This is a genomic window from Rheinheimera sp. 1928-s (genome assembly GCF_029269265.1).
GTDB lineage: Bacteria > Pseudomonadota > Gammaproteobacteria > Enterobacterales > Alteromonadaceae > Pararheinheimera.
In genome coordinates this window covers 1-1,070 of record NZ_JARIXP010000022.1, presented here as the reverse complement: position 1 = coordinate 1,070, position 1,070 = coordinate 1, and the positions used below count along the sequence as shown (strand labels likewise).

The window sequence follows — 1,070 nt, the reverse complement described above, 5'->3', positions numbered from 1 at the left end:
GCCAGTACTTTAGATACTACACCAGCACCTACTGTGCGGCCACCTTCACGGATGGCGAAGCGTAAACCTTCGTCCATCGCGATTGGGTTGATCAGTTCAACAACAAACTTCAGGTTGTCGCCTGGCATGACCATTTCTACGCCTTCTGGCAGTTCTACTGAACCAGTGACGTCTGTAGTACGGAAGTAGAACTGTGGACGGTAACCTTTGAAGAATGGAGTATGACGACCACCTTCTTCTTTTGATAATACGTACACTTCACCTTCGAACTTGGTGTGTGGCTTGATTGAACCTGGTTTTGCTAATACCTGACCACGTTCTACGTCTTCACGTTTAGTACCACGTAACAGCGCGCCGATGTTCTCGCCTGCACGACCTTCGTCTAACAGTTTACGGAACATTTCAACACCAGTACAAGTAGTCGTCACTGTGTCTTTCAGACCCACGATTTCTACTGACTCACCAACTTTAACGATACCTTGCTCTACACGGCCTGTTACTACAGTACCACGACCAGCAATTGAGAATACGTCTTCGATTGGCATGATGAATGGCTTATCAATCGCACGTACTGGCTCTGGGATGTAAGAATCTAAAGCTGCTGCCAGCTCAAGGATTTTTGGTTCCCACGTTGCATCGCCTTCCAGACCTTTTAAAGCTGAACCACGGATTACCGGCAGGTCATCACCTGGGAAATCGTAGTCTGACAGAAGTTCACGAACTTCCATCTCCACCAGCTCTAACAGCTCTTCATCATCTACCATGTCACATTTGTTCATGAATACAACGATGAAAGGTACACCTACCTGACGAGATAACAGGATGTGCTCACGCGTCTGTGGCATTGGGCCGTCAGTTGCAGCAACAACCAGAATTGCGCCGTCCATCTGAGCAGCACCAGTGATCATGTTCTTCACATAGTCAGCGTGGCCTGGACAGTCTACGTGGGCGTAGTGACGAGTTGGTGTATCGTATTCAACGTGAGACGTGTTGATCGTGATACCACGAGCTTTCTCTTCTGGCGCTTTGTCGATTTGATCGAAAGCGAATGCCTGACCACCGTAGTGCTT

Annotated in this window: 1 protein-coding gene; it reads right to left on the bottom strand. The window is 48.4% G+C overall.

Going from position 1 to position 1,070, the window contains the following annotated elements; translation table 11 throughout:
• The coding region (gene tuf / locus P3C17_RS21195; RefSeq protein WP_300931242.1) for an elongation factor Tu at window positions 1–1,070 on the bottom strand (1,070 nt) is incomplete at both ends.